The following is a 1,358-nucleotide window of genomic DNA, read 5'->3' as shown; positions in this document are numbered from 1 at the left end:
CTAGTAGGGCTCCGTTAGGTCGGTGTGGTTCTGGCTGATCGGTGTCTGGTTCGGGTGTGGGGCAGGGGCTGGTGGCAGGTGGCGCAGGTGCCGGTCCAGCAGTTCAGGAGGTCCTGGAGGGCGTCGAGGATCTGGTAGAGGGTGAGTCCGGTGTGTCGGCTTTTGGGGCCAGCCGCTGCTCGGTGAGGAAGGCGTGGGCGGCGGTGACCAGGGTGGCGTGGTGGTGCCAGCCGCCCCAGGAGCGGCCTTCGAAGTGGTCCAGGCCCAGGCCGTGCTTGAGTTCGCGGTAGTCGTGCTCGATGCGCCAGCGGATCTTTGCCAGGCGGACCAGCTCCGGGATGGGGGTGTCCTCGGGCAGGTCGGACAGCCAGAACCGGGTCGGTTCGTTGTCGCCGTCGGGCCATTGGGCCAGCAGCCACACCTCGGGCAGCACACCGTCCCAGCGGTCGTGCCCGGCCACCGCGGCGGCCTGGGCCAGCCGGCGCGAGCGCACCCCGGCCGGCCGCACGCGTACGGCAAGGAACCGGGACGTCATCGGCCCGCGCGAACCCTCCCGCCAGGTCACCTCATCGAACGCCTCCGGCCCGGCCCGGGTGGCCAGCTCCGCCACTGCTACCGGCGGCTGCCGGTAGCGGGGCTGGGGTTTGCGGCCGTTGCCGGACCAGGGCGGGACGGCGGGCGCCGCATCGTGCGGGTGGACGGTCAGATCCCCACGGATGCCGACCACCCAGGGGATGCCCCGCTCGGCCACCGCGTGGCGGAAGTCGGCGTTCTGTCCGTATCCGGCATCGGCCACCACCACCGGCGGGGTCAGCCCCCACCCGGCCAGCTCGTCCAGAGCCTCCAGCGCCAGCCGCCACTTCTCCCGGTGCCCCAGGCCCTGCGGCACCCGCGTGACACGGCGGCGTGCCGGGTCCACGGCCCACTCCCTGGGCAGGAACAGCCGCCAGTTCAGCGGGCACGAGGCCGTGTCGGAGACCGCGTGCACGCTCACCGCGACCTGGCAGTTGGCCTGCTTGCCCAAAGCACCGCAGTACTGGTGCGCGACGCCGACCGACATCCTGCCGTCCTTGGGGAACGACACGTCGTCGACCGCCCAGGCGTCCGGGCCGATCTTCGGCACCAGCCGCTCGGCGATCCGCCGCCGCACCGGCACCGGATCCCACGTGGACTGGTTCACGAACTGCTGCAGGTTCTGCTCGTTGCCGTCCGGCAGCCGCTCCGCCATCGGCTGGACCGACTTGCGCCGTCCCTCCAGCATCAACCCGCGCAGGTAGCAGTCACCCTTCGCCCGCTGATCCCGCCGCGGCACCGAAGCGAACACATCCGCCACGAACCCGGCTAACTCCGACCGGAGA

1 protein-coding gene is annotated in these 1,358 nt (G+C 71.9%); it reads right to left on the bottom strand.

Annotated elements, in window-relative coordinates:
* Nucleotides 1–103: 103 nt before the first annotated feature.
* Nucleotides 104–1,358: IS701 family transposase (locus ABT245_RS45910; protein ID WP_351747130.1), on the bottom strand; the 1,255-nt coding region annotated here is incomplete at its 5' end.

It is taken from the genome of Streptomyces sp. NPDC001508 (assembly GCF_040298665.1).
Taxonomy (GTDB): domain Bacteria; phylum Actinomycetota; class Actinomycetes; order Streptomycetales; family Streptomycetaceae; genus Streptomyces.
The sequence above is the reverse complement of the archived record's forward strand: the minus strand, read 5'-3'. Positions and strand labels throughout refer to the sequence as shown.